At 60.4% G+C, this 26,418-nt stretch carries 29 protein-coding genes and 1 riboswitch; of the genes, 20 read left to right on the forward strand and 9 right to left on the reverse strand.

Annotated features, from left to right (window positions below):
- Positions 1–13 precede the first annotated feature (13 nt).
- Positions 14–1,696 carry a class II poly(R)-hydroxyalkanoic acid synthase gene (phaC, locus tag C4J89_RS24750; protein WP_124364750.1) on the forward strand — a complete coding sequence of 561 codons (1,683 nt, stop codon included), beginning with the start codon at positions 14–16 and terminating at the stop codon, positions 1,694–1,696.
- A 28-nt stretch (positions 1,697–1,724) separates the two neighbouring features.
- Positions 1,725–2,345: a TetR/AcrR family transcriptional regulator gene (locus C4J89_RS24755; RefSeq protein ID WP_124364751.1), complete on the forward strand. Its 621-nt coding sequence runs from the start codon at positions 1,725–1,727 to the stop codon at positions 2,343–2,345.
- Positions 2,346–2,562: 217 nt separating this feature from the next.
- Here C4J89_RS24755 and C4J89_RS24760 read toward each other — a convergent pair whose 3' ends face one another.
- The 3 genes from C4J89_RS24760 to C4J89_RS24770 form a co-directional block, all read right to left on the reverse strand.
- On the reverse strand, positions 2,563–3,441 hold the full coding sequence (locus tag C4J89_RS24760; protein ID WP_124415787.1) for a phasin family protein: 879 nt from the start codon (positions 3,439–3,441) through the stop codon (positions 2,563–2,565).
- Between the two features lie 12 nt (positions 3,442–3,453).
- Positions 3,454–3,876, reverse strand: a complete 423-nt coding sequence (locus C4J89_RS24765; protein WP_124364753.1) for a phasin family protein — start codon at positions 3,874–3,876, stop codon at positions 3,454–3,456.
- 105 nt (positions 3,877–3,981) lie between these two features.
- A complete protein-coding gene (locus C4J89_RS24770; RefSeq protein WP_124364754.1) occupies positions 3,982–4,257 on the reverse strand; it encodes a polyhydroxyalkanoic acid system family protein in 276 nt (91 codons plus the stop codon).
- Between the two features lie 144 nt (positions 4,258–4,401).
- Here C4J89_RS24770 and ubiE point away from each other — a divergent pair, with 144 nt between their 5' ends.
- From ubiE to C4J89_RS24815, 9 genes are read left to right on the forward strand one after another with little or no spacing between them, the layout of a single operon-like run.
- Positions 4,402–5,172: a bifunctional demethylmenaquinone methyltransferase/2-methoxy-6-polyprenyl-1,4-benzoquinol methylase UbiE gene (gene ubiE, locus C4J89_RS24775; protein ID WP_003171186.1), complete on the forward strand. Its 771-nt coding sequence runs from the start codon at positions 4,402–4,404 to the stop codon at positions 5,170–5,172.
- Positions 5,172–5,795, forward strand: a complete 624-nt coding sequence (locus tag C4J89_RS24780; protein ID WP_124415788.1) for an SCP2 domain-containing protein — start codon at positions 5,172–5,174, stop codon at positions 5,793–5,795. Before ubiE ends, C4J89_RS24780 begins: the two co-directional genes overlap by 1 nt.
- Positions 5,792–7,396 (forward strand): ubiquinone biosynthesis regulatory protein kinase UbiB, encoded by a 1,605-nt coding sequence (gene ubiB / locus C4J89_RS24785; protein ID WP_124364756.1) that lies wholly within the window; start codon positions 5,792–5,794, stop codon positions 7,394–7,396. Before C4J89_RS24780 ends, ubiB begins: the two co-directional genes overlap by 4 nt.
- Positions 7,397–7,437: 41 nt before the next feature.
- Positions 7,438–7,830 (forward strand): phosphoribosyl-AMP cyclohydrolase, encoded by a 393-nt coding sequence (gene hisI / locus C4J89_RS24790; protein WP_124405515.1) that lies wholly within the window; start codon positions 7,438–7,440, stop codon positions 7,828–7,830.
- Between the two features lie 2 nt (positions 7,831–7,832).
- On the forward strand, positions 7,833–8,165 hold the full coding sequence (locus C4J89_RS24795; RefSeq protein ID WP_124364757.1) for a phosphoribosyl-ATP diphosphatase: 333 nt from the start codon (positions 7,833–7,835) through the stop codon (positions 8,163–8,165).
- 25 nt (positions 8,166–8,190) lie between these two features.
- The gene (locus tag C4J89_RS24800) at positions 8,191–8,469 is read left to right on the forward strand and encodes a twin-arginine translocase TatA/TatE family subunit (protein ID WP_124364758.1); all 279 of its coding nucleotides are present in this window, start codon (positions 8,191–8,193) and stop codon (positions 8,467–8,469) included.
- A gap of 10 nt (positions 8,470–8,479) precedes the next feature.
- Positions 8,480–8,866, forward strand: a complete 387-nt coding sequence (gene tatB, locus C4J89_RS24805) for a Sec-independent protein translocase protein TatB (protein WP_124364759.1) — start codon at positions 8,480–8,482, stop codon at positions 8,864–8,866.
- Positions 8,863–9,654 (forward strand): twin-arginine translocase subunit TatC, encoded by a 792-nt coding sequence (tatC, locus tag C4J89_RS24810; protein WP_124364760.1) that lies wholly within the window; start codon positions 8,863–8,865, stop codon positions 9,652–9,654. Before tatB ends, tatC begins: the two co-directional genes overlap by 4 nt.
- Complete coding sequence (locus C4J89_RS24815) at positions 9,651–10,358, forward strand: 16S rRNA (uracil(1498)-N(3))-methyltransferase (RefSeq protein ID WP_124364761.1); 708 nt, start codon at positions 9,651–9,653, stop codon at positions 10,356–10,358. The genes tatC and C4J89_RS24815 overlap by 4 nt, the downstream gene beginning before the upstream one ends.
- Before the next feature lie 59 nt (positions 10,359–10,417).
- On the opposite strand, the gene C4J89_RS24820 is transcribed toward C4J89_RS24815, so the two are convergent.
- The gene (locus tag C4J89_RS24820) at positions 10,418–10,804 is read right to left on the reverse strand and encodes an MAPEG family protein (protein WP_124364762.1); all 387 of its coding nucleotides are present in this window, start codon (positions 10,802–10,804) and stop codon (positions 10,418–10,420) included.
- Between the two features lie 188 nt (positions 10,805–10,992).
- On the opposite strand from C4J89_RS24820, the gene C4J89_RS24825 reads away from it, so the two are divergent.
- Entirely contained in the window at positions 10,993–12,228 is a 1,236-nt protein-coding gene (locus C4J89_RS24825) for a sodium:proton antiporter (RefSeq protein WP_124415789.1), read from the forward strand.
- A gap of 20 nt (positions 12,229–12,248) precedes the next feature.
- Here C4J89_RS24825 and C4J89_RS24830 read toward each other — a convergent pair whose 3' ends face one another.
- Complete coding sequence (locus tag C4J89_RS24830) at positions 12,249–13,130, reverse strand: LysR family transcriptional regulator (protein WP_124415790.1); 882 nt, start codon at positions 13,128–13,130, stop codon at positions 12,249–12,251.
- Positions 13,131–13,221: 91 nt separating this feature from the next.
- On the opposite strand from C4J89_RS24830, the gene C4J89_RS24835 reads away from it, so the two are divergent.
- Together C4J89_RS24835 and C4J89_RS24840 are read left to right on the forward strand one after the other, a co-directional pair.
- Positions 13,222–13,635: a VOC family protein gene (locus C4J89_RS24835; RefSeq protein WP_124415791.1), complete on the forward strand. Its 414-nt coding sequence runs from the start codon at positions 13,222–13,224 to the stop codon at positions 13,633–13,635.
- A gap of 34 nt (positions 13,636–13,669) precedes the next feature.
- Positions 13,670–14,995, forward strand: a complete 1,326-nt coding sequence (locus C4J89_RS24840; RefSeq protein ID WP_256658893.1) for a cation:dicarboxylate symporter family transporter — start codon at positions 13,670–13,672, stop codon at positions 14,993–14,995.
- A gap of 18 nt (positions 14,996–15,013) precedes the next feature.
- On the opposite strand, the gene C4J89_RS24845 is transcribed toward C4J89_RS24840, so the two are convergent.
- Both C4J89_RS24845 and C4J89_RS24850 read right to left on the reverse strand, forming a co-directional pair.
- The gene (locus C4J89_RS24845) at positions 15,014–15,904 is read right to left on the reverse strand and encodes a formate/nitrite transporter family protein (protein WP_124364766.1); all 891 of its coding nucleotides are present in this window, start codon (positions 15,902–15,904) and stop codon (positions 15,014–15,016) included.
- A gap of 144 nt (positions 15,905–16,048) precedes the next feature.
- On the reverse strand, positions 16,049–16,453 hold the full coding sequence (locus C4J89_RS24850) for an acyl-CoA thioesterase (RefSeq protein ID WP_124364767.1): 405 nt from the start codon (positions 16,451–16,453) through the stop codon (positions 16,049–16,051).
- A 188-nt stretch (positions 16,454–16,641) separates the two neighbouring features.
- A riboswitch (S-adenosyl-L-homocysteine riboswitch) is annotated at positions 16,642–16,748 on the forward strand.
- Positions 16,749–16,769: 21 nt separating this feature from the next.
- Between C4J89_RS24850 and ahcY the strand changes: the two genes are divergently transcribed.
- From ahcY to C4J89_RS24875, 5 genes are all read left to right on the forward strand, one after another.
- Positions 16,770–18,179: an adenosylhomocysteinase gene (gene ahcY / locus C4J89_RS24855; RefSeq protein ID WP_124415792.1), complete on the forward strand. Its 1,410-nt coding sequence runs from the start codon at positions 16,770–16,772 to the stop codon at positions 18,177–18,179.
- 167 nt (positions 18,180–18,346) lie between these two features.
- Positions 18,347–19,192, forward strand: coding sequence for a methylenetetrahydrofolate reductase [NAD(P)H] (gene metF / locus C4J89_RS24860; RefSeq protein WP_124364769.1), 846 nt, complete (start codon positions 18,347–18,349; stop codon positions 19,190–19,192).
- Between the two features lie 77 nt (positions 19,193–19,269).
- Complete coding sequence (locus C4J89_RS24865) at positions 19,270–20,352, forward strand: hypothetical protein (RefSeq protein WP_124415793.1); 1,083 nt, start codon at positions 19,270–19,272, stop codon at positions 20,350–20,352.
- A gap of 63 nt (positions 20,353–20,415) precedes the next feature.
- A complete protein-coding gene (locus C4J89_RS24870) occupies positions 20,416–21,219 on the forward strand; it encodes an ABC transporter substrate-binding protein (RefSeq protein WP_124415794.1) in 804 nt (267 codons plus the stop codon).
- 222 nt (positions 21,220–21,441) lie between these two features.
- On the forward strand, positions 21,442–23,322 hold the full coding sequence (locus tag C4J89_RS24875) for a DEAD/DEAH box helicase (RefSeq protein ID WP_124372137.1): 1,881 nt from the start codon (positions 21,442–21,444) through the stop codon (positions 23,320–23,322).
- A gap of 184 nt (positions 23,323–23,506) precedes the next feature.
- Here C4J89_RS24875 and C4J89_RS24880 read toward each other — a convergent pair whose 3' ends face one another.
- Together C4J89_RS24880 and C4J89_RS24885 are read right to left on the reverse strand one after the other, a co-directional pair.
- Positions 23,507–24,085: a YceI family protein gene (locus C4J89_RS24880; RefSeq protein WP_124415795.1), complete on the reverse strand. Its 579-nt coding sequence runs from the start codon at positions 24,083–24,085 to the stop codon at positions 23,507–23,509.
- A gap of 32 nt (positions 24,086–24,117) precedes the next feature.
- Positions 24,118–24,669 carry a cytochrome b gene (locus C4J89_RS24885; RefSeq protein ID WP_124364774.1) on the reverse strand — a complete coding sequence of 184 codons (552 nt, stop codon included), beginning with the start codon at positions 24,667–24,669 and terminating at the stop codon, positions 24,118–24,120.
- Positions 24,670–24,941: 272 nt separating this feature from the next.
- On the opposite strand from C4J89_RS24885, the gene C4J89_RS24890 reads away from it, so the two are divergent.
- Positions 24,942–26,348 (forward strand): adenosylmethionine--8-amino-7-oxononanoate transaminase, encoded by a 1,407-nt coding sequence (locus C4J89_RS24890; protein ID WP_124415796.1) that lies wholly within the window; start codon positions 24,942–24,944, stop codon positions 26,346–26,348.
- Positions 26,349–26,418: the final 70 nt, after the last annotated feature.

Here is a 26,418-nt window from a genome sequence, read left to right on the forward strand (position 1 = left end):
GGAGTGTTGGCTCATGCGAGAAAGACCCGTGACGAACCCGGCGCCCACCCCTGCTGCGTTCATCAACGCGCAAAACGCGATCACTGGGCTGCGCGGCCAGGATCTGCTGTCGACCCTGCGCACCGTCGCGGCACATGGCATGCGCAACCCGATGCACACCGCACGCCACGCCCTGGCCCTGGGCAGCCAACTGGGCCGCGTGTTGCTGGGTGAAACGGTGCATGAACCCAACCCCAACGACAACCGCTTCAGCGACCCCACCTGGAAGCTCAACCCCCTGTACCGGCGCAGCTTGCAGGCCTACTTGAGCTGGCAAAAACAGACGCGCAACTGGATTGATGACAGCGCCCTCAGCGCGGATGACCGCATTCGCGCGCAGTTCGCCTTCACCCTGCTCAACGATGCCGTCTCCCCGTCCAACACCTTGCTCAACCCTCTGGCGATCAAGGAACTGCTCAATTCCGGCGGCAACAGTGTGGTGCGCGGCGTGAGTCACTTGTTCGAAGACCTGCTGCACAACAACGGCCTGCCGCGCCAGGTCAGCAAGCATGCCTTCGAAGTGGGCAAGACTGTCGCCACCACCCCGGGTTCAGTGGTGTTTCGCAACGAACTGCTGGAGCTGATCCAGTACAAGCCCATGAGCGAAAAACAATACGCCAAGCCCTTGCTGGTGGTGCCGCCGCAAATCAACAAGTACTACATCTTCGACCTCAGCCCGGCCAACAGCTTCGTGCAATACGCCCTGAAAAACGGCCTGCAGACCTTCATGGTCAGTTGGCGTAACCCGGATGTGCGCCATCGCGAATGGGGCCTGTCCACCTACGTTGCTGCGCTGGAGGAAGCGCTCAACGTCTGCCGCGCGATCACCGGCGCGCGCGAGGTCAACCTGATGGGCGCCTGCGCGGGTGGCCTGACCATTGCGGCTCTGCAAGGCCACCTGCAAGCCAAGCGCCAGCTGCGGCGCGTCGCCAGCGCCAGTTATCTGGTGAGTTTGCTGGACAGTCAGATCGACAGCCCGGCCGTGTTGTTCGCCGATGAGCAAACCCTTGAAGCCGCCAAGCGTCGCTCCTACCAGAAAGGCGTGCTGGACGGCCGCGACATGGCCAAGGTGTTCGCCTGGATGCGCCCCAATGACCTGATCTGGAACTACTGGGTCAACAACTACTTGCTGGGCAAAGAACCGCCGGCCTTCGACATCCTGTACTGGAACAACGACAACACGCGCCTGCCCGCCGCGTTGCATGGCGACCTGCTGGATTTCTTCAAGCACAACCCGCTGAGCCATCCCGGGGGCCTGGAGGTGTGCGGAACCCCCGTCGACCTGCGCAAGGTCACGGTAGACAGCTTCAGCGTGGCCGGCATCAACGATCACATCACGCCATGGGACGCCGTGTATCGCTCCACCCAACTGCTGGGCGGTGAGCGGCGTTTCGTGCTGTCCAACAGCGGACATATCCAGAGCATCCTTAACCCGCCCGGCAACCCCAAGGCCAATTACGTCGAGAACCCCAAGCTGAGCAGCGACCCGCGCGCCTGGTACTACGACGCCCATCACGTCGAAGGCAGTTGGTGGCCGCAGTGGTTGGCGTGGGTCCAGCAACGTTCGGGCGTGCAACGCGAAACCCTCACTGCCCTGGGCAACCAGAATTACCCACCGATGGAAGCGGCGCCAGGCACCTACGTGCGCGTGCGCTGAGCTCAACGATCCCACTTAAGAAGGCTGGATGAAGACCCGCGACCGTATCCTTGAATGTGCCCTGCTGCTGTTCAATCGCAAGGGCGAGCCGAACGTGTCGACCATGGAAGTGGCCAATGAAATGGGGATCAGCCCCGGCAATCTCTATTACCACTTCCACGGCAAAGAGCCTTTGGTGCTTGGGTTGTTCGAGCGCTTTCAGGCTGAGCTGGCGCCCTTGCTCGATCCGCCCGCCGACGCGCAACTGGAGCCCGAGGATTACTGGCTGTTCCTGCACCTGATCGTGGAGCGCATGGCCCACTACCGGTTCCTGTTCCAGGACCTGTCGAACCTGGCCGGGCGTTTGCCGAAACTGGCGAAAGGCATTCGTAGCCTGCTCACGGCGCTCAAGCGCACCCTGGCTTCTTTACTGGCACGGTTGAAGGCGGCGGGGCAATTGGTCAGCGATACACAAGCGCTCGGCCAATTGGTGGAACAGATCACCATGACGCTGCTGTTTTCCCTGGACTACCAACGGATTCTCGACCGCAAGGGTGAAGTGCAGGTGGTGATTTACCAGGTGATGATGCTGGTAGCGCCGCACTTGCTCGCGCCGGCACGGCAGGCGGCCGAGAGATTTGCGCTCAAATACCTGGATAACACCGACTGAACAGATCGTTCCCACGCGAGAGCGTGGGATGATCGTTCCCACGCTCCGCGTGGGAATGCCTCTTGGGACGCTCCGCGTCCGCCAACCGCGCGCACAGGTGACGCAGAGCGTCACGGCCGCATTCCCACGCGGGAGCGTGGGAATGATCTTTAAAATGCAGCGCCATAAAAAATGCCCGACCTCTGCAGGCCGGGCATTTTTTGTGTCCTGGAAAAACTCAGGACTGACTGGATGGCGTCGGCGTCGACGTAGCAGTCGGGGCCACAGCAGCTGGGGTCGGTGCGGACACTGAGTTGGCTGTGGAAGCGGTTGCCGCAGCAGGCTTGGCTGCCGCTGGTTTTTTCGCTACCGCTGGCTTCTTAGCAACGGGTTTTGCCGCAGGCTTGGCAGCGGCAGATTTGGCTGCGGGTTTTGCAGTTGCAGGCTTAGCGGCGGGTTTCGCGACGGCCTTGGCTGCGGGTTTAGCGGCAGCTTTGGCGGCTACGGGTTTTGCGGCAGACTTGGCGGCCGGCTTGGCAGCGGCAGTTTTCGCCGGAGGCTTGGCGGCCGATTTTGCAGCCGCTTTGGCTGGAGCCTTCACCGCAGGTTTGGCGGCAGCTTTAACCAAGGGCTTGGCCGCGGCTTTCGCAGCGGGTTTGGCCGCAGCGGTTTTAGCGGCAGGCTTGGCCACAGGGTTTGCAGCAGCTGCCTTCACGGGAGTCGCTTTCGCGCCAGTGAGTTTTTCGATTTGCTTGGTCAGGGTGTCGACCTTGCTGTGCAGCGTTTTCAGTTCAGCCTTGCTCGGCACGCCCAGTCGCGAAATAGCACTGTTGAGACGCTTGTCGAAGGTTTCTTCCAACTTGCTCCAAGTGTCGGAAATGCTCGACTTGGCAGAACCTGCGCTGGCCTTGGCCGCATCAACTTTTTTACCAACGGTGCTCTTGGTCAACTTCTCGGCCTTCTCACCGTCCTTGACCAGCGTCTCGAAGTATTTGCCACCGTCACTGCTAACCTTCGAGTACACGCCTAAACCAGCAAGCCAGATCTTTCGGGAATATTTTTCAACTTCCCCGACCCACGAGCTGCTTTCTTTCTGAGTAGTTTTTTTAACAGCCATCCCGATGTCTCCTTAGTGTTTACGCGCGACACGTTCGAGCAATGCCGTCAGCTCTTCGAGCTTAGCAGAGAGTGTCTCCACGTCATGTTTAGACGCAATGCCGATTCGATTCAAGGCACTTGCAACACGTGTGTCAAAAGCTTTTTCAACTTTATCCAGTTGCACTTCAACCCGGCGGCTGATGCTGGAGACGTTACTCGTTACTTGGTCAATCTGACTGTTGGCGGCATCAAGTTGTTCAACCACAACTTTTTTGCTTTTACTTTCAATATGTTGACCGCTCTTAACGAGCTCTTTGAAGTATTCGCCACCCTCGCTGCCGACCTTGGCGTAGGCACCAAGACCCGCCAGCCAGATCTTGCGGGCATAGCCTTTGACCTCACTCAGGACAGTGGTCTGACTGTCGATTTTTTTCTTCAAAATAACTTTGGCCATGGTGCACCTCACGCAAAATTGGGTGGAGGAACCGCCCGCAGGAGTTGAGGGCTTGGGCACAAAGTAAGGTGAAAAATTAGAATCGGCACCCTAAGCGTCATCACATCAGGCCAATGCCTTATCCACGGCTTTTTCGATTTCGGATTTGAGGGTACCGCTCATGGCCGACATCAACAGCCCCAGTTCCACCTCGATACGCAATGAATCATCGGCGACCAGAACGGTGCCTTTAACGCCTGACCGCTTGAGGTTCAAGGTATCGCCAGACCATGACGACTCCAGGCCATATTTATCCTTGAGTTTCTGCGCCAGCAGGTCGGCCTTCGCCCGGGCGCCTTCTTTACCCAGGGTATGCTCACGCTCAACGGTTATACGGGCCATTGCAATGACTCCTCTCTATAAGTGCCTGGAAACCTTCGATGCGGCAAAAGGTCTCGATAAGCACCTATCTTACCTTCAGCCTTGCCAAGACAAAGCAGGCCCTGGGGATTATCATGTCCCGCATTCTCTTTTGGTGACAGCGATATGACTGATCAGCGCAAAGGCAGCGATGCCGAACCCACCACTCACTTCGGCTTCAAGAACGTCCCGGAAAGCCAGAAAGCGGAAAAAGTCGCTGAGGTGTTCCACTCCGTAGCCGCCAAGTACGACTTGATGAACGACGTGCTCTCCGGCGGCATGCACCGCCTGTGGAAGCGGTTCACCATCGAACTGTCGGGCGTACGCACCGGCAATCGCGTGCTGGACATCGCCGGCGGTACGGGTGACCTGGCGGCCAAGTTTTCCAAGCTCGTGGGGCCGACCGGCCAGGTGGTATTGGCCGATATCAACGGCTCGATGCTCAAGGTTGGGCGTGACCGCCTGCTCGACAAGGGCGTGGCCGGCAATATCGAATTCGTCCAGGCCGACGCCGAAAAGCTGCCATTCCCCGACAACCACTTCGACTGCGTGACCATCGCCTTCGGCCTGCGCAACGTCACCCACAAGGAAGACGCGATCCGCTCGATGCTGCGCGTACTCAAGCCGGGTGGCCGCCTGTTGGTGCTGGAGTTCTCCAAGCCGACCAACGCGCTGATGTCCAAGGTGTACGACACCTACTCGTTCGCCTTCATGCCGTTGATGGGCAAGCTGATCACCAATGACGCCGAGAGCTACCGCTACCTGGCCGAATCGATCCGCATGCACCCCGACCAGGAAACCCTGAAGTCGATGATGGTGGAGGCAGGTTTCGACCGCGTGACCTACCACAACATGACCTCGGGCATCGTCGCCCTGCACCGCGGCATCAAGCCCTGATGTTGCTCGCAGGCCTTCTGGCAAGCGTCGAACACGGCCTTAACCGTGTTTTGCGCCTGGACAGCACCGCACTGGCGCGGCTTGCGCACCTGACCGGCAAAGTCATCGCCGTCGATTGCCGCAGCCCCGCCTTGCAGCTGTTTATCCTGCCCAGCGATGAAGGCCTGCTGCTCGCAACGCAATGGGCCGCCGAGGCCGACTGCACCCTGCGTGCGCCTGCCTCCAGCCTGTTGCACCTGGCGCTGAGCCGCAACAAGACCGCTATCCTGCACAGCCCCGAAGTGGCGCTGGAAGGCGACAGCGCGGTGCTGATGGACCTGGCCGCCGTGCTGCAAGACCTGGAGCTGGACTGGGAATACGAACTGTCACGCTGGATCGGCCCCGTCGCCACCCAGTTGGTCAGCGGTCACCTGCGCAGCCGTTCGCGCTGGTACCAGCAAGGGTTCGCCAGCCTCAACCAGAACCTCACCGAATACCTGAGCGAAGAATCGCGCACCCTGGTCGGGCAACGGGAAGCGCAAGCGCGCTTTCGTGAGCTCGACAAGGCCAAAATCGACCTGGAACGCCTCGAGGCCCGCTTCGAGCGCCTGAGCCGTTCCCTTGATCCAAGCGATAACGCATGAAGCTGCTCGCCGTCCGCCGTTTGTTTCGTATCCAGCGCGTCGTAATCCGCTACCGCCTCGATGACCTGCTGTTCGCCCTGCCCCTGCCATGGTTCCTGCTGGCGGTGCGCTATGTGCTGCCGTGGCGCTGGTTGCCGCGTAAAAAGCTGGAGCTGAGCCGAGGCGCATGCCTGCGCCTGGCATTGCAGGACCTGGGGCCGATCTTCATCAAGTTCGGGCAGATCCTATCGACGCGCCGCGACCTGCTGCCCGAAGACATCGCCGATGAACTGATGCTGCTGCAAGACCGCGTGCCGCCGTTCGATTCGCAGGTGTCGATGAAGCTGATCGAAGAGCAGCTGGGCAAGAAGATCACCGAGGTGTTCAGCCGCTTCGATGTCGAGCCGCTGGCATCAGCCTCGGTCGCGCAGGTGCATGCCGCGCAGCTCAAGAGCGGCGAAGAAGTCGTGGTGAAGGTGATCCGCCCGGGCCTCAAGCCGATCATCGGCCAGGACCTGGCGTGGCTGTTCATTCTCGCCCGCGCCGCCGAACGTTTTTCCGCCGATGCGCGCCTGCTGCATCCGGTGGATGTGGTGGCCGATTACGAAAAAACCATCTACGACGAGCTCGACCTGCTGCGCGAGGCCGCCAACGCCAGCCAGCTGCGCCGCAATTTCGAAGGCTCGCAACTGCTGTATGTGCCGCAAGTGTATTGGGACTGGTGCCGCCCCAAAGTGCTGGTGATGGAGCGCATCTACGGTGTGCAGGTCACCGACCTCGCAACCCTGGCCGACCAGCGTACCGACATGAAGATGCTGGCCGAACGCGGCGTGGAGATTTTCTTCACCCAGGTGTTCCGCGACAGTTTCTTCCACGCCGACATGCACCCCGGCAATATCTTCGTCAGCACCGTCAACCCGTGGAGCCCGCAATACATTGCGATCGACTGCGGCATCGTCGGCAGTCTCACGCCGGAAGACCAGGACTACCTGGCGCGCAACCTGTTCGCCTTTTTCAAGCGTGACTACCGCCGCGTGGCGCAGTTGCACATCGACTCGGGCTGGGTGCCGGCGGAAACCAAGCTCAACGAATTCGAAGCGGCGATCCGCACCGTGTGCGAGCCAATCTTTGAAAAACCGTTAAAAGATATTTCGTTCGGTCAGGTGCTGATGCGTCTGTTCCAGACCGCGCGGCGCTTCAATATGGAAGTGCAGCCGCAGTTGGTGCTGCTGCAGAAAACCTTGCTCAACATCGAAGGGCTGGGCCGTCAGCTGTACCCGGACCTCGACCTGTGGAACACCGCGCAGCCGTTCCTGGAACGCTGGATGCGTGAGCGGATGAGCCCGAAAACCATGCTGGGCAACCTGCACAGCCAGATGGAACAGCTGCCGCACCTGGCCAACATGACCCGCGATTTGCTGGAGCGCATGTCCCAGCCGCACGCCAAGGATCCCGAGCCGCCATGGCGCAAGCGCAAGGACGACTGGTTCCTGCGCCTGCTCGGTGCCGCGCATCTGGTGGGTGGGGTCATGCTGGCGATTGGTGGCCCGTTGAATCAACTGGGCCAGTGGCCGGCCGGCATCATGGTGGCCGTGGGCGTTTATCTGATCGTGCGTCGATAACCCATCCGGTTATACACTGTCGCAAATTGCCGGAGCCGAACATGAAAGACTGGCTGGACGAGATCAAGTGGGACAGTGACGGCCTGGTGCCGGCCATTGCCCAGGACTACAAGACCGGGCGCGTGCTGATGATGGCCTGGATGAACCGCGAGGCCCTGAGCCTCACCGCCGCTGAGCAGCGCGCCATCTACTGGTCACGTTCGCGTGGCAAACTGTGGCGCAAGGGCGAAGAGTCCGGGCATGTGCAAACACTGCATGAGTTGCGCCTGGACTGCGATGCCGACGTGGTGATCCTCAAGGTCGAACAGGTCGGCGGCATCGCCTGCCACACCGGCCGTCACAGTTGCTTCTATCGCGTGTTCGAAAACGGCGAATGGAAGGTGGTGGAACCGGTACTCAAAGACCCGCACGCCATCTATTCGGCAGGACATTGAACATGAGCGATACCCTGAACCGTGTGGCCCAGGTGCTGGAAGAGCGCAAAGGCGCGGATGCCGACAGCTCCTACGTCGCCAGCCTGTATCACAAGGGTCTGAACAAGATCCTGGAAAAGCTCGGCGAAGAATCCGTCGAGACGATTATTGCCGCCAAGGATGCGCAGATCAGCGGCGATTGCAGCGATGTCATCTATGAGACCGCCGACTTGTGGTTCCATAGCCTGGTCATGCTCGCCCAACTGGGGCAGCATCCACAGGCCGTGCTGGATGAACTGGACCGTCGCTTCGGCCTGTCCGGGCACGCTGAAAAGGCCTCGCGCCCGTCCGCCTGAATAACTTTTATCGAGGATTTGCAGCATGGGTATTTTCGACTGGAAACACTGGATCGTCATTCTGGTGGTAGTGGTCTTGGTGTTCGGCACCAAGAAACTGAAAAACCTCGGCACCGACGTGGGTGAGTCGATCAAGGGCTTTCGCAAGGCCATGAACGATGACGAAAAACCTGCCGACCCGGTGGTGAATCCGGTTCCGCCAGCCCAACCGGTGCACCCTCAGGCCGCCCAGCCGATCACCGAGCGTCGTACCTTCGACGTGCAGGCTGAAAAAGTCGAAGAGCCGACCCGCAAAGACTCGTGAGCACTGACTAATGTTTGGTATCAGCTTCTCTGAACTGCTGCTCGTCGGCCTCGTCGCCCTGCTGGTATTGGGGCCGGAACGCCTGCCCGGTGCAGCACGCACAGCCGGCCTGTGGATCGGGCGCCTGAAACGTAGTTTCAACGCGATCAAACAGGAAGTTGAACGGGAAATCGGGGCCGACGAGATCCGTCGACAGCTGCACAACGAACACATCCTGTCGTTGGAGCAGGAAACGCGCAAGATTCTGTCGCCGGTGCAGGAACCCGCCAAACCTGCGGAACCTGTGGTTGAAAACAGCATCGCGCCAGCAGCCGCAACCACCCCGACAGAGCCTGCGCCGACGCCCGTTGCGTCGCCCGCGCCCCATGACCCTACATTGCCGCCGCGAGCCCCATGAGCGCTGATAAACCGGAAAACGACCAGCACATGCCGCTGGTCTCGCACCTCACCGAGCTGCGTACCCGCCTGCTGCGTTGCGTAGCGGCCATCTTCATCATTTTTGCCGGGCTGTTCGCCTTTACCCAGCAGATCTATACCTTCGTCTCCACGCCACTGCGCCAGTATTTGCCGGCGGGCGCGACGATGATCGCCACCGACGTGTCGTCGCCGTTCCTGACGCCGTTGAAGCTGACCATGATGGTCTCGCTGTTCCTGGCGATCCCAGTGATCCTGCATCAGATCTGGGGCTTCATCGCGCCGGGGCTGTACAAGCATGAGAAACGCATCGCCGTGCCGTTGCTGGTGTCGAGCATCCTGCTGTTCTACACCGGCATGGCGTTCGCCTACTTCCTGGTGTTTCCGCTGATCTTCAAATTCTTCGCCGCCGCCACCCCGGCCGGCGTGGAGATGATGACCGACATCACCAGCTACCTCGACTTCGTGATGACGCTGTTCTTCGCCTTTGGCGTGGCCTTCGAAATCCCGGTGGCGGTGGTGTTGCTGGTGTGGATCGGCGTGGTCAATGTGAAGTACCTGAAGAAGATCCGCCCGTACGTGATCATCGGCTGCTTCGTGGTCGGCATGATCCTTACCCCGCCAGACATCTTCTCCCAGACCCTGCTGGCCGTGCCGATGTGGATGCTGTTCGAGATCGGCATCCTGTTCAGCGGCTTGATCAGCAAGCGTGGCGAACACCCGGATGATCAGGCCGCCGACGACGACCAGCCGCCAGCGACCCAGCCGTGAACCTGCTGCTACTCGAAGAGGCCGATTTTATTGCGGCCGACCGGGTGATCCTGCGTGATCGGCGCCTGGTGCATATGCAGCAAGTGCATCGCGCCGAGGTGGGTGACAACCTGCGAGTGGGGCGTATTGGCGGGGCGATGGGCAATGCGCAGTTGCTGCGCCTGCAAGACAGCGAGGCCGAGCTGCAGGTCAGCTTCGACCAACCGCCGCCGAGCAAACTGCCGCTGACCCTGCTGCTGGCGCTGCCACGCCCGAAGATGCTGCGCCGGGTGCTGCAAACCGTTGCGGCCATGGGCGTGCCCAAGGTGGTGCTGGTCAACAGTTACCGGGTGGAAAAAAGCTTTTGGCAAACGCCGTTCCTTGAGCCGCAGGCGGTCCGCGAGCAACTGATCCTGGGCCTGGAACAGGCGCGGGACACGGTACTGCCCGAGATCATTATCGAGAAACGCTTCAAGCCGTTCGTTGAAGATCGCCTGCCGGCCATGGCTGAGGGCACGCTTGGCCTGATCGGCCACCCCGGCGACTACCCGCCCTGCCCACGAGGCCTGGAGGAACCGGTGACCTTGGCGATTGGGCCGGAAGGCGGCTGGATTCCCTATGAAGTCGAGCTGCTGACCAAGGCCGGCCTGCAACCGGTGCAACTTGGCGCACGTATCCTGCGGGTGGAAACCGCCGTGACCGCCCTGCTTGCCCGGTTGTTCTAACCCAATAACCTATGCACAGCGCAGTCAAGCCAGCGCCCACAAGGTATGTGCGTTAACCGTCAGATCGAGACAAAGAAGAAACTCGCGATCAACGCCATCCCCACGGCCCACACCAGCGAACGCAACAGCGCCCAGTCCGCCAGGTAGCAAATGATGTACAGCAGGCGGCTGGTGATGAACAGCACCGCCAGCACGTTGATCGTCACCAGCTCGGCGGTGCCGGCCAAGTGTGCGATGATCACCGCCGCCGCAAAGGCCGGGGTGACTTCAAAGCTGTTGAGTTGCGCATTGTGGGCACGCTTGGCAACGCCTTCGACCGTGTCCAGGAACGCGCGCGGGTCGTGGTTATGCCGCGGCCCGAACTTGCCGCCGCTGAACTTGGCCACACCGGTACACAGGTACGGCAGAAAGATTGCGATCAACACACACCAGAAAGCCACTGTCATCAGTCATTCCCTTTTTTGGTTTTATCAAGGCAGTCAGAGCGTCATCACTCACAGGCCGATCGGCGCCGACGTTCAAGCTATGAGCCATGATCGGCCGAAAGGTTCTTTCCTGTAAGGGCACCTGTTTATACTAAACAACTTCCCGACGCACGCTGTGCACCTACATTTCCCCGTCCCAAGGACCCCGGATGCTTGAACTTGTCGCCGCCTTCATTTGCCTCACCACCCTGCTCACCTATGTGAACTTTCGTTTTATCGGCCTGCCGCCGACCATCGGTGTAATGGTCACTGCGCTGCTGTTTTCGCTGATCCTGCAAGGCCTCAGTTTCATCGGCTACCCCGGCCTGGAAGAGCGCATCCAGCAACTGATCGGCCAGATCGACTTCGGCGATTTGCTGATGAACTGGATGCTGTCGTTCCTGCTGTTCGCCGGCGCGTTGCACGTCAACCTGAGCGACCTGCGCAGCTACCGCTGGCCCATCGGCCTGTTGGCGACCTTTGGCGTATTGATCGCTACCCTGGTGATCGGCAGCCTGGCGTACTACATCTTCGCCCTGTTCGGCTGGCACGTGAGTTTCCTGTATTGCCTGCTGTTCGGCGCGCTGATCTCGCCGACCGACCCGATTGCGGTACTGGGCGTGCTGCGTACCGCCAACGCCTCGAAACCGCTGAAAACCACGATCGTCGGCGAATCGTTGTTCAACGACGGCACCGCAGTGGTGGTGTTCACCGTCCTGCTGGGCATCGCGCAGCTCGGTGAAACACCGACCGTCGGCGCCACGGCCATGCTGTTCGCCCATGAGGCACTTGGCGGTGTGGTGTTCGGTGGGCTGATCGGTTACCTCGTGTACCTGATGATCAAGAGCATCGAGCAGCACCAGATTGAAGTCATGCTGACCCTGGCGCTGGTGATCGGCGGCTCGGCGATGGCCACTGAACTGCACGTCTCGGCACCGATTGCGATGGTGGTGGCAGGGCTGATCATCGGCAACCTGGGCCGCAAGCTGGCGATGAACGACATGACCCGGCGCTATCTGGATGGTTTCTGGGAGTTGCTCGACGACATGCTCAACGCCCTGCTGTTTGCATTGATCGGCATGGAACTGCTGCTGTTGCCGTTCAACTGGCTGCACGTATTGGCGGCCAGTTTGCTCGCTGTGGCGATCCTGCTGTCACGCCTGCTGACCGTGGCGCCGGCGATCCTGCTGCTGCGCCGCTGGCGTACGGTACCGCGCGGCACCATCCGCATCCTGACCTGGGGCGGTTTGCGCGGTGGCGTCTCGGTAGCACTGGCCCTGGCATTGCCGCTGGGCCCGGAACGCGACTTGTTGCTGAGCATCACCTATATCGTGGTGCTGTCGTCGATCTTGTTGCAAGGCTTGACCATTGGCCGGGTCGTAAAGCGCGTAGCCGAGTCGCAGTGAGCCCCTGAGCATTTACATTTCTACACCACAAGTTTGCCTACGGGCGCTCTGCACAGATGTTCAAGCAGGTGCCGCATCGCCAGTGGGCGGCGCGGCATCGAGCTGTGCATGACAACCAGATCCCGCGAATAGCGCGACGCGTCGTCGACCGACAAGACACATAGGCCACGGCTCGACATCCCCGACCACTGCGGTACCAGTGATACACCCATGCCTTGGGCGACCAGCATGACGATGGTTTCCAAGGCATCCAGCTCACACAATACCTGCGGAGCAAAGGACTGTTCATCCAGAAAACGCTGGGCAATCTGCCCACCCCACGAACGGGCGTCATAGCGAATGAATGGCCGCTCGCGCAGCAATGCTTCGAAGGTCTGCGCGTCACACTCAGCGGGAGCAATCAGAATCAGGGGTTCGGCCCGCAGCAAGGTGGTCGCTAACGCCTTGGGCGGCTCAAACGGCGGTCTGACAAGAATCGCCGCGTCCAACTCGCGGGCAAGCAATCTCTCATAGAGGCTTCTGGAGTCACCCGGTGTGATCTTCAGCTTCAGCTCCGGTGCTGAAAGTGCCAGTCGCTCGATCGTTCTTGGCAAGACGCCGGTCAATGCCGTTGAAATAGCGCCGATCTTGATCTCTCCCGATAAGCCATCCTGACTCAGGTCCTCCTGCAACTCGCGCGCCTGCTCGATGACTGCCTGAATTTTTGGTAACAGCAGCAGGCACTGGTCCGACGGCCACGCGGCATGCGCCGTGCGCATAAGCAGCGTGCACCCCAGCGTCCGCTCAAGCGCCTTGACCCGTTGGCTGATCGCCGCTGCGGTACGGTTTTCGCGTCGCGCCGCCGCAGCAATGGAGCCGGTTTCAATGACCGCGACCAGGCTTCTCAGGAATCGAATATCCATAAATTTTCCTTTCGCTCAGACCAACGCGAACCCGTTTTACCCGGATGCGCGGCCTGTTTAATTTGAGGATCCCCCTACAGAGATTCCGCTCATGAACAGACCCTTCCACGCTGCATACCATGTTTATGACTTAAACAAGGCGCGCATTTTTTATCGAGATGTTTTGGGCTGCGCAGAAGGCCGCAGCAGCGAGACCTGGATCGACTTCGACTTTTTCGGCAACCAGCTTTCACTGCACCTGGGCACGCCCTTCCCCACGACGCGTACCGGCCTGGTGGGGGACCATCATGTGCTGATGCCGCACCTCGGTGTGGTGTTACCGCTGGAGGAGTGGCTGGCACTGGCCGAGCGTCTCACTCAAATGAGCACGCCCTTCGAGATCCCGCCGGTGGTTCGTTTCGCCGGCGAGCCGGGCGAACAGCGCACGATGTTTTTTCTCGACCCCAGCGGCAATCCCATCGAAGTGAAAGGCTTCAAGGATTTCGCTGGACTGTTCGCTCAATAAACCCCTGACAACTACAACAATAAGGGTCACCTGCATGAACACCAAAAAACCAACCAGCCTCGTCACCCGGATTATGATCGGCCTGGCAGCCGGAATAATCGTCGGTATCCTTCTTAACCAGTTTCCCGAACATAAGTCCTGGTTCATTGACAACCTGCTGCAACCGGCAGGCGACCTGTTTATCAAGCTGATGAAGATGATCGTCGTGCCTCTGGTCTTCGCTTGCATGACGGTCGGCATTGCCGGCATGGGAAATCCCGCCGCCTTGGGACGTGTCGGCGTGAAGACCCTCGTTTATTTCTTCACGATCACCAGTATTGCAATCGTCTTCGGCCTGATTGTGGGTAATGTCGTCGCGCCCGGCTCGGGCGCAGAATTCGGCAGCACTTTGCCAACACCCGTAACAGGGCTGGCTGCCAACAGCACAACGCAGAACCTGGGCCAGACGCTATTGGCGATCGTGCCGGATAACATCGTGTTGGCCATGTCGCAGGGCAAGCTACTGTCGGTGCTGTTTTTCGCCATCCTGTTCGGCTGCGCCTTGTCTATGTTGCCTGAGCAGCGCAAGGCTCCGCTGATCAGTGTGATGCAGGGCATCTCAGACACCATGTTCAAAGTCACCCATCTGGTAATGCACTACTCGCCGATAGGCATTTTCGGGCTGATAGCGGTCACCGTCGCCAGCTTTGGCCTCAGTGCCCTGCTGCCGTTGGCCAAGCTGATCGGCACGACTTATGTCGCAGTGCTGTTATTTGCCCTGTGCATATTGGGTGCAGTCGCTCGATTGGTGGGTGTCGGTTTTTTCCATTTGGTGCGAGAAATACGCAGTGAATTGCTGCTGGCCTATAGCAGTGCCGCCTCAGCGACGGTGATGCCTCAATTGATCGAGAAGATGGAGCGCTACGGCGCGCCACGCCCTATTACCAGCATGGTTATCCCGTTGGGCTACTCGTTCAACCTGGATGGCGCATCGCTGTTCGCTGCACTGGGCACGTTGTTCATCGCCCAAGCGTATGGCATCGACTTGAGCCTGGCCGATCAGGGGATGCTGATATTGATCATGGTGTTGACGTCGAAGGGCGCAGCGGGCGTGCCAGGCTTCATGTTTATCATCCTTACCGCGACGTTGACTGCAGCGGGGCTCCCCGTAGAGGGCGTGGCGATCATTGCAGGCGTTTATCGCCTGATGGATATGCCAGTCACGGCATTGAATGTGCTGGGCAACGCGTTGGCGCCGCTGGTAATTGCTCGGTGGGAAGGCCAATTGAAGGCACCTGACAGCACGCCTGCGGCCAATCTCGCCGACGTACCGGTCCAAGGCCTGAAGGTTCCCGGAACGCCCCGCAAAGCTCGCATTTGAGCCTTGTGCGGGGCTGCATCATTGCTTTTCCTTGCTTTGAGGACGCTGCTCCGCTGCGCCGACGTGAGTCCCGGAAAGCACCTTGCCTTCGCTACGAATCTGCGCATGGCTGATCAGCGCAAAGATGAAGCTGCCACCGATGATATTGCCGGCCAGGGTCGGGCCGGCAAATATCAGCCAGAAGTCATGCCAGGACAGTTCGCCGGCAAACACCAGGTAGGACACTTCCGCCGAACCCACTACGATGTGGGTAAAGTCCCCCAGCGCCATGAGGTAGGTGATCACAATAATGATGAACATCTTGGCGCTTTCCATCGACGGGATCATCCACACCATGGTGGCGATCATCCAGCCGGAGACGATGCCCTTGGCGAACATCTGGCCGCTGTCATTCTCCATGACCTTGCGCCCGATTTCGAGGAAGGCCAGGTCGGTCTTTGCATCGAAGATCGGCAGGTGCAACATCACATAAGCCACCAGCAAGGTCCCGCACAGGTTGCCCACCAGCACCACCGTCCAGAGCCGCAACAGGCGCCCGGCATTGGCCAGAGTCGGTTTGCTCATCACCGGCAATACGGCAGTGAGGGTGTTTTCGGTAAACAGTTGCTGGCGCGCGAGGATCACCGCCAGGAACCCCGCGCAATAACCAAAGCTGGCGATGACCTTGAACGCTTCGCCGTCCGGCAAGCGCGAGTTGAGCAATCCCATGGCCATCAGCGACAGCCCCATGGTCAACCCGGCAGCCAGGGCAGACCACCACAACGCCGCGACGTTGCGCTCCAGCTCCTGGTCGCCCTGAGTACGGATGATTTCATGCAGCACCGCCGCGCGGGGCGGCTGGTTCTTGTCTACGTCCTGCTGCTCTTCGTGGGACAGGTTGGGGGTTTTGCCTGCTTCGTCGGTGGCCATGATGTTCCGGTGTCCAAGGGGGGCGTGTAGCTACGACACGCCGCCACCGTGGCTGTTCAGTGACCAGGCAACTAAAGCGCAATCCTCCAGGCCTTGACCCAACTCCATCGGACTCTTGAAGACAGTATTTACACCGCCACGCTGTTACTCGGAAAGACCGTCGCCCTCGAACTGATCCTTCACGTATTTGATTTCGGTGCGGCCGTGAGGCGCTGGCAGGCCGTCTTCACCGAGGTTGACGAAGACCATTTTCTCTACGGTCAGGATGCTCTTGCGGGTGATTTTGTTACGCACTTCACAGGTCAGGGTGATGGAGGTGCGGCCGAACTCGGTTGCGGTGATGCCCAGTTCGATGATGTCACCCTGGCGCGAGGCGCTGACGAAGTTGATTTCGGAGATGTACTTGGTCACCACGCGCTGGTTACCCAATTGCACGATCGCGTAGATCGCCGCTTCTTCGTCGATCCAGCGCAGCAGGCTGCCGCCGAACAGGGTGCCGTTGGGGTTGAGGTCTTCGGGTTTTACCCATTTGCGGGTGTGGAAGTTCATGGGGGGCGGACTCCGAGGTGTTTGAGCGATAAATTTCTCCCCCCAGCTTCAAGTTTTAAGCGACAAGCTGCAAGTTAAAAGCCGATTCGCTTTTACTTGCCGCTTGTAGCTTGTCACTTGCCACTAGCCAACCAAAGAAAGCTATAATCGCCCCCGATTTCGAACGGCTACTCCCGTTCTCCCGCCACCTGTCCGAGGGGCGCTGCAGCAGGCTTGGCCTGTCAGGCTCGGATGGGGCGTTGTCTGGCCTGGCTCACCTGGCTTGATACTAAACGCACAACGGCGCCCATTCGCACACTACGAATGGAGGCTCTTCATGAGCGCTGTAATTACGCCTGCAGAATTCAACGACTACAAAGTCGCCGACATGTCCCTCGCCGCCTGGGGCCGTCGCGAAACCTTTATCGCCGAATCCGAAATGCCAGCCCTGATGGGCCTGCGTCGCAAATACGCCGCTGAGCAGCCGCTCAAGGGTGCGAAGATTCTCGGCTGCATCCACATGACCATCCAGACTGCCGTGCTGATCGAAACCCTGGTTGCCCTGGGTGCCGAAGTGCGTTGGTCGTCCTGCAATATTTTCTCGACTCAAGACCAGGCCGCTGCCGCTATCGCCGCCGCCGGTATTCCGGTGTTCGCCTGGAAAGGCGAAACCGAGGCCGAGTACGAGTGGTGCCTGGAGCAAACCATCCTCAAGGACGGCGCGCCTTGGGATGCCAACATGATCCTCGACGACGGCGGCGACCTGACCGAGCTGCTGCACAAGAAATACCCGCAGATGCTCGACCGCGTCCACGGCGTGACCGAAGAAACCACCACCGGCGTACACCGCCTGTTGGACATGCTGGCCAAGGGCGAGCTGAAAATCCCGGCCATCAACGTCAACGACTCGGTGACCAAGAGCAAGAACGACAACAAATACGGCTGCCGTCATAGCCTCAACGACGCCATCAAGCGCGGCACCGACCACCTGCTGTCGGGCAAGCAAGCCCTGGTGATCGGCTACGGTGACGTGGGCAAGGGTTCGTCCCAGTCCCTGCGCCAGGAAGGCATGATCGTCAAGGTCTCCGAAGTTGACCCGATCTGCGCCATGCAAGCCTGCATGGACGGTTTCGAAGTGGTTTCGCCGTTCATCGACGGCATCAACGACGGCACCGAAGCGAGCATCGACAAGGCGCTGCTGGGCAAGATCGACCTGATCGTGACCACCACCGGTAACGTGAATGTCTGCGACGCGAACATGCTCAAGGCGCTGAAGAAACGCGCAGTGGTCTGCAACATCGGCCACTTCGATAACGAGATCGACACCGCTTTCATGCGCAAGAACTGGGCATGGGAAGAAGTAAAGCCACAGGTGCACAAGGTTCACCGTACCGGCTCGGGCGATTTCGACCCGCAGAACGACGATTACCTGATCCTGCTGGCCGAAGGCCGTCTGGTGAACCTGGGTAACGCGACCGGCCACCCAAGCCGCATCATGGACGGCTCGTTCGCCAACCAGGTACTGGCGCAGATCTTCCTGTTCCAACAGAAATACGCCGACCTGTCGCCTGCCCAGAAAGCCGAGCGCCTGACCGTGGAAGTACTGCCGAAGAAACTCGACGAAGAAGTGGCCCTGGAAATGGTCCGCGGCTTCGGCGGCGTGGTGACCCAACTGACCAAGACCCAGGCCGACTACATCGGCGTGACCGTTGAAGGTCCGTTCAAGCCGCACGCTTATCGGTACTAAGCAGCTGCAAGCTTTCAGCTACAAGCGCCAAGGAAAAGCGTTTGTGCTGAGGGTTTGCTACTTCATTGCTCTTTAAGCAGCCGCGAGCTGTGAGCTTCATGCTGCAAGAACAGGCGCACCGCCCTCTTGCAGCTTGAAGCTTGCAACTCGCAGCTGGAGACCTCCCCATGTCCCAAGACCGTCGCTACAGCTTCGAGTTCTTCCCGACCAAGACCGATGCTGGGCATGAAAAACTGATGACCACTGCCAAGCAGTTGGCCAGCTACCAGCCCGACTTCTTTTCCTGCACCTACGGCGCCGGCGGTTCGACCCGTGATCGCACGATCAACACCGTGCTGCAGCTCGAAAGTGAAGTCAAAGTTCCTGCCGCTCCGCACTTGTCGTGCGTGGGCGATAGCAAAGCCGACCTGCGCGGCCTGCTGACCCAATACAAAGCCGCCGGCATCAAGCGCATCGTCGCCCTGCGTGGCGACCTGCCCTCCGGCATGGGCATGGCCAGCGGTGAGCTGCGCTACGCCAATGACCTGGTGAGCTTCATCCGCGAAGAAAGCGGCGATCACTTTCACATCGAAGTGGCCGCTTATCCGGAGATGCACCCCCAGGCGCGCAATTTCGAAGACGATCTCAAGAACTTCGTACGCAAGGCCAACGCCGGCGCCAATAGCGCGATCACCCAGTACTTCTTCAACGCCGACAGCTACTTCTACTTCGTCGAGCGTGTACGCGCCATGGGTGTGAACATCCCGATCGTGCCGGGCATCATGCCAATCACCAACTACAGCAAGCTGGCGCGCTTCTCCGACGCCTGCGGTGCCGAAATCCCGCGCTGGGTGCGCAAGCAACTGGAAGCCTATGGCGACGACGTCAAAAGCATCCAGGCGTTCGGCGAGCAGGTCATCACCGAGATGTGTGAGCAATTGTTGCAAGGTGGTGCGCCAGGGTTGCACTTCTATACCCTGAACCAGGCTGAACCCAGCCTTGCCATCTGGAACAACCTCAAGCTGCCACGCTAAGGCTTGCCCGGTTGTGCCAAGGCCCTCGTTCAAACGAGGGCCTTTGTGCTTCACATACACACGGAACCCCGCAGTCCATGAATACAGTGTCTTCCTCTTCCCGTCCGCAGCTGGTCTACCTCGTCTTCGGCGCCGAAACCTACCACCAGGAAGCGGTATTCAGCATCGCCAGCGCATTGGCTTTCCTGCAGGACACCCCTGATGCAGCCGTGGACATCCAGGTCTTCAGCGACAACCCCGAACCCTATCGCCTGCTGCCGGTGCGTGTACGCCCGCTGGACGAGGCGACCCGCAAGCGCTGGAGTGAACCCCACGGTTATCACTTTCGCACCAAGCACGTTGTGCTGCGCCAGGTGTTGCAAGAGTCGCCGGTAGCGTTGCTGATCGACACCGACACGTTTTTCCACCGTTCCCCCCTGACGCTGTTCGAGCGTGTGCAGCCGGGCACCTTGCTGTGTAACGCCTTCTACACCAAGTACGGCGATAACCACGAAAGCATCCTCTACACCGCCCTGCGCCAGCGCCTGTTGGAGATGGGCGTGGCCGACGATGACATGATGACCCTCAACTCCGGCGTGATGGGCCTGACCCAGAAGGACGCGCACATCCTCGACCGTTCGATCGAGTTGATGGACGAACTGTTTCCCCATGCCCAGGGTGCCTACACACTGGAAGAGTTCTGCCTGTCCATCGCCGCCTACCGCACCGTCAACGTGCGCGAGTGCCCGGACCTGATCCACCATTACTGGAGCCGCAAGCAGCTGTTCCGGGCCAAGGTCAAGGCCTGGATCGCCAAGCACGCCGCCGCGCCCACCAGTGCACTGGCCCTGGCCGACACGCGTCAGGTGTCCGCCCACTTGCCGCGCCCGCCGCGTTTGCAGCGCACGCTGTACAAACTGATTACCCTGTTGCTGCCCAAGCACCAGCAGCAGTTCATCCGTGAAATCCTCTACGGTTGCTATGAACACGAAAACGAATTCGACCAGGCCTGCGGCCCCGTTTGGTGGGACAAGGCCCGACAGAACCAGGAAGAGCGCCAGCAACGCCCGATTGACGCGCACCAGCTCGAACGCTGGTTCGCCAACCCGGTGGTGCGCCTGATCCTCGGCGAGCGGCGTGCCGCGATCCACGCTCACCTGATGGACGCGCCAGTAAACTGAGACCCGGCGCCAACGCGCGTGCCAGAGCTTCTCTTTATCTCGGTAGCGTCGTAACCTCAGGGAATGCCCGTCATTTTCAAGTTGTTGATCGCTACGCTTTTCACTTGCCTGAGCCTGGCCGCTTATGGCGAGAAACTGCGCATTGTCACCGAACCATGGGCGCCCTACGTCTACGACGACAACGGCAGCATGCGTGGCCTGGACTACGAAACCACGGTGATCGTGTTCCAGCGCCTCGGCGTGGATGTGCAATGGCAGTTCCTGCCCTGGAAACGTTGCCTGGCGATGCTTGACCAAGGCCACGCCGACGGCGCGCTGGATATTTTCCACAGCCACGAGCGCGACGCCTTGCTGCTCTACCCCAGCGAACCCTTGTCGACGGTCGAATTCGTGCTGTTCTACGCCAATGAGCGTCCGCACCCCGCCGAAACCCTCGAAGACCTGCGCGGCCTGAGCGTGGGCATCTCTCCCGGTTACCTGTATGGCGACGCCTTCGGCGCGTCCGACAGCTTTGCCCGTGAACCCGCTCCCAGCCATGAGGCCAACTTCGGCAAGCTGATGCTGGGACGCATCGATATGGTGGTCACTGACCGTCGCGTGGGGCAGCACGTGATCAAGCAATTGGGCCTGGAAGACAAGGTCAGCCAGGCGCCGCTGGTGGTCAGCCGCCAGCAGCAGTTTCTTGCCGTACGCCGTGGCGCGGGCATGGATTTGCTGGTCCAGCGCTTTGCCGCTGAGCTCAGGCGCTTCAAGCAAGAGCCGGCCTACGCCGCCTTGAGCGCCAAATATGGCGGTATCCAGGCGCAAACGGCGCCCATCAGCGCGTCCGAATACACCGTTGAGCAGCAGGAAAGCAGCGCGCAGTGATTGCTCTGTTATACTCCGGCCTTTCCGCCAGGCTTACGCCCGGCCGCTGAGGTCTTGAAAAAGGCACCCAACCCCGCTACAGCGCAGCTTTGCAGCCCGCGCGAGCCGGTGGAGTGCCCGCCAGACGCAGCAGGACCGGACGGGATTACGCTCCCCTAAGCGCCATTCACGCCCGGCAAGATTATCCCTCTGGGCCAAGCCCTAACTAAAACAGGATTACTCATGTCCTTTGCTTCCCTCGGTCTCTCCGAGGCTTTAGTCCGCGCCATCGAGGCAGCGGGCTATACCGAGCCTACTCCGGTGCAACAGCGGGCCATTCCCGCCGTGTTGCAAGGTCGCGACCTGATGGTTGCGGCGCAGACAGGTACCGGTAAAACCGGTGGTTTCGCCCTCCCGATTCTGGAGCGGTTGTTCCCCAACGGTCACCCGGACAAATCCCAGCGTCACGGCCCGCGCCAACCGCGCGTACTGGTCCTGACCCCTACCCGCGAACTCGCCGCCCAGGTGCACGACAGCTTCAAGCTGTATGCCCGCGACCTGAAGTTCGTCAGCGCCTGCATTTTCGGCGGCGTCGGCATGAACCCCCAGGTTCAGGCCATGTCCCGTGGTGTTGACGTGCTGGTGGCCTGCCCGGGTCGCTTGCTCGACCTGTGCGGCCAAGGCAGCGTCGACTTGTCCCACGTGGAAATCCTCGTGCTGGACGAAGCCGACCGCATGCTCGACATGGGCTTTGTCCATGACGTGAAGAAGGTCCTCGCCCGCCTGCCGGCCAAACGTCAGAACCTGCTGTTCTCGGCAACGTTCTCCCAGGACATCACCGCCCTGGCCGGCAAGCTGTTGCACAACCCGGAACGCATCGAAGTCACGCCGCCCAACACCACGGTCGAGCGTATCGAGCAACGCGTGTTCCGCCTGGCCGCCAGCCACAAGCGTTCGCTGCTCGCGCACCTGATTACCCACGGTGCCTGGGAACAGGTGCTGGTATTTACCCGCACCAAGCACGGCGCCAACCGCCTGGCCGAGTACCTGGACAAGCACGGCCTCACCGCCGTCGCCATCCACGGTAACAAGAGCCAGAACGCGCGCACCAAAGCCCTGGCCGACTTCAAGGCCGGCAGTGTGCGCATCCTGGTCGCCACCGATATCGCCGCGCGCGGCCTGGATATCGACCAGTTGCCCCATGTGGTCAACTTCGAGCTGCCGAACGTCGACGAAGACTACGTGCACCGTATCGGCCGTACCGGCCGTGCCGGTCGTTCGGGCGAGGCCATTTCCCTGGTCGCACCGGACGAAGAAAAGCTGCTGAAAAGCATCGAGCGCATGACCAAGCAGAAAATCGCCGACGGCGACCTGATGGGCTTCGATTCCAGTGCCGTGGAGGCCGAAAAGCCTGAAGCGCGCGAGCGTCCTGACGTGCGCAACCCCCGCAACCCACGCGGTCCGAAGGGCGATGGCCCTAACGGCGGCGGTGGCGGTGGTGGCCGTCGCGACAAGGGCAAGGACAAGGGCAAGGAAAAAACTGCGACCAGCAGCCGTGGCGAACGCCCGGCCCGCGAGCAGAAGCCCCGTGAAGGCACCCCGGCCCGCGAACAGCGCCAGCCGAGCCAGCCTCCACGCGCCGCATCCGACCGTGCCCCGGACGAATTCCTCGACGACGATGTGGATAACTTCGGTAACCGCGTTGACTACGTGCCACAAGCCAAGCCGGCGCAAGGCCGTGGCCGTCGCCCAGGTGCCCCGGCACAAGGCGCAGGCGCAGCCGCTCCACGGGGTGGCCAGCCACAGGGCGCGCGCCAGAACGGCCCGCGCAACAGCAGCGGCGGCACCACCGGCACACCACCGGCCAAACGCAGCGGCCCGCGCAACGGCGCACCGCGTGACGGCCAGGCCCGTCGCGAAGACTCGCGCAGCAACAACCGCCGCCCGGCCCGTGACGACCAGCCGCTGTCCGAGCCTGCGGTGCAAAACCCGCGCGGTGGCCCGGCACCGAAGATCATCCACAAGGAGTCGAAAGCGGATCGCTTCCCGACACCCGAGCAGTTGGATCAACTGCCTGGCCGTCCTCGTGGTGAAAAACCAGCGCTGCTGACCCGCAACCGCTGAGTTCCAAGGCGCCATAAAAAATGCCCCGCATCTTGGATGCGGGGCATTTTTTTTGACTCGACCAGATCAAATGTGGGAGGGGGCTTGCTCCCGATAGCAATGGATCAGCCAGCACTGCTGGGGCTGACCCACCGCTATCGGGAGCAAGCCCCCTCCCACAAAGGTCCGCATTGTCAGGCGGACATTACTTCTGCTTCACACCTTCCAGCGAAATATCCAGGTCGACGGTCTGCGAAGTCGGGCCTGGGCCTTTCACGCCGAAGTCGTTCAGGTCGATCGTGGTCTTGGCGTTGAAGCCTGCACGCTCGCCGCCCCATGGGTCCTTGCCTTCACCGTTGAAGGTGGCCTTGAAGGTCACAGGCTTGGTCACACCGTGGAAAGTCAGGTCGCCGGTCACGTCAGCGGTTTTGTCGCCGGTGGGTTTAACCGCGGTGGACACAAACTTGGCGTCGGCAAACTTGGCCACGTCGAGGAAGTCTTTGCTGGCGATGTGCTTGTCACGCTCAGCGTGGTTGGACCACAGGCTGGCGGTTTTCACGTCGACTGCGATTTTGCTGGCTTCCGGCTTGGCGGCATCCCAGCTGAAAGTACCATCCCAGTCCTTGAAGGTACCGTGGATGGAGCTGTAGCCCAGGTGGCTGATTTTCCAGTCGATGAAGGCGTGCTGGCCTTCCTTGTCGATCTTGTAGTCAGCAGCCATCACCTGACCTGCGGACAGCAGGGCGGTACCGATAGCCAGAGCGGCGAGAGTCTTTTTCAACATGCTTTCTATTCCTTGTGAGTCGAGGTTGAACATCAGGCTTTGCGCCCCAGCATTCGCTTAAGGGTCACATCACGATCGATAAAGTGGTGTTTCAGCGCAGCCACGCCATGCAAGCCGGCGAAGACCACCAACACCCAGGCGAGATACAGATGCACCACGCCAGCGGTGTCTGCCTGGTCCGGTAGTCCGGAAACCACGGCAGGAATCTCAAACAGGCCAAACACCGGGATACCGACACCGTCTGCGGTGGAAATCAGGTAACCGGCAATCATCACGGCAAACAGCCCCACATACAGGAACGCGTGACCAAACGCGGCGCCGATGCGGGTCAGCCGGCTGTAGCTGGCCAGCGGCGCGGGCGGCGGGCTGACCAGGCGCCAGACGATACGTACCAGCATGATGGCGAACAGCGTGATGCCAATGCTCTTGTGCAGGTCCGGCGCGTCTTTGCGCCAGGCACTGTAGTAATCGAGACCGACCATCCACAGGCCCAGGGCGAACAATCCAAATACCACCAAGGCCACGCCCCAGTGCAAAACCATGCTGACCCAGCCATAGCGGGCCGATGAATTGCGTAACTGCATGAACTTAATCCCGTAAGAACTGTGCCCAAGACTAGCGCTTTACCTATCGAATTAAAGCGAAAAATTTCGCTTTGAAATATCGAGAAATGCGATCTGAAGGCTATGCATCATAAATTAACAAGGGATTAAGACTATTCCCAAGAAACGTGACAGACCGTCCTGCATTTACCGCGAATTTCCCCACAATGGCTTGTGACCCACGCCACCATTGCATAGGCTTGCGCGATTGTTTCGCCCGCGCAGGTTGCGGGACCGCTTCGAGGAGATCACCGATGGGCTTGAACAACCAGTGGATGCAACGCGACCTCGCGGTGCTGTGGCATCCCTGCACCCAGATGAAAGACCACCAGCAACTGCCACTGGTCCCGATCAAGCGCGGTGAAGGCGTATGGCTGGAAGACTTCGAAGGCAAACGTTACCTCGATGCCGTCAGCTCTTGGTGGGTCAACGTGTTCGGCCACGCCAACCCGCGCATCAACCAGCGCATCAAGGATCAGGTCGACCAGTTGGAACACGTGATCCTCGCCGGCTTCAGCCATCAGCCGGTGATCGAGCTGTCCGAGCGCCTGGTGGCGATGACCCCAGATGGCCTGACGCGCTGCTTCTACGCCGATAACGGCTCGTCGTGTATCGAAGTCGCGCTGAAAATGAGCTTTCACTACTGGCTCAACCGTGGCCTGCCGAACAAGAAGCGCTTCGTCACCCTTACCAACAGCTACCACGGTGAAACCATCGCGGCGATGTCGGTGGGCGACGTGCCGCTGTTTACCGAAACCTACAAGGCATTGTTGCTCGACACCCTCAAAGTGCCGAGCCCGGACTGCTACCTGCGCCCCGAGGGCGTGAGCTGGGAAGAGCACTCGCGCACGATGTTCCAGGCCATGGAACAGACCCTGGCCGAGCACCACGACAGCGTCGCCGCCGTGATCGTCGAACCGCTGATCCAGGGCGCCGGTGGCATGCGCATGTATCACCCGGTGTACCTCAAGCTGCTGCGCGAAGCCTGTGACCGTTATGGCGTGCACCTGATCCACGACGAAATCGCCGTGGGCTTTGGCCGCACCGGCAGCATGTTCGCCTGTGAACAGGCCGGCATCCGCCCGGACTTCCTGTGCCTGTCCAAGGCCCTGACCGGCGGTTACCTGCCGCTGGCCGCCGTGGTCACCACCGACGACGTATACGACGCCTTTTACGACGACTACCCGACCCTGCGCGCCTTCCTGCACTCCCACAGCTACACCGGCAACCCGCTGGCCTGCGCGGCGGCCCTGGCCACCTTGGATATTTTCGAAGAAGACAACGTCATCGAAAACAACAAGGCCTTGGCCCAACGCATGGCCACGGCCACGGCGCATCTGGTCGACCATCCGCATGTATCTGAAGTGCGCCAGACCGGCATGGTCCTGGCCATCGAGATGGTGCAGGACAAAGCTACCAAGACCGCCTACCCCTGGCAGGAACGCCGTGGCCTGAAGGTGTTCGAGCACGCCCTGGAACGCGGCGCGCTGTTGCGACCGTTGGGCAGCGTGGTGTACTTCCTGCCGCCGTATGTGATTACCCCGGAGCAGATCGATTTCCTTGCCGAGGTTGCGAGTGAAGGCATCGATATCGCCACCAACAGCAAGGTCAGCGTTGCCGTGCCGAAGGACTTCCACCCAGGCTTCCGCGACCCAGGTTAACCATGATCGTTCCCACGCTCCGCGTGGGAATGCAGCCCTGGACGCTCCGCGTCCGCTCTGCACACCCTTT

The sequence above is a fragment of the Pseudomonas sp. R4-35-07 genome, assembly GCF_003852235.1.
GTDB lineage: Bacteria > Pseudomonadota > Gammaproteobacteria > Pseudomonadales > Pseudomonadaceae > Aquipseudomonas.